This is a genomic window from Telluria sp. AZSoR62, assembly GCF_058111565.1.
In genome coordinates this window covers 1-235 of the sequence record NZ_JBYTST010000609.1, presented here as the reverse complement: position 1 = coordinate 235, position 235 = coordinate 1, and the positions used below count along the sequence as shown (strand labels likewise).

General features: G+C 62.6%; 1 protein-coding gene. It reads right to left on the bottom strand.

The genetic code is table 11. The features are described 5' to 3' along the window. On the bottom strand, positions 1-235 hold a 235-nt coding region (locus AC3XQU_RS24910), incomplete at both ends, for a hypothetical protein (RefSeq protein WP_489876767.1).

Here is a 235-nt window from a genome sequence, read left to right as displayed (position 1 = left end):
ATCGCCGAGGAATGTTTCCTCGTAGCCCAGACGATCCCGGTAGTCGGCCGGAACCGCCTCTGTGAATACTTCGTCGTCGGTGTCGATCGTTATGGACGACCCCTGCGTAACCCGATCGCGTTGGTTGTCGCCGTCCGCGTAGGGTTTCCCGACCTCCACCGTTACCCGAAGTGGAACCACGACCGAGAATCTGGTCTCCGCGCGGGGAACCGCAGGTGCCGGGGGATTTGTCGGC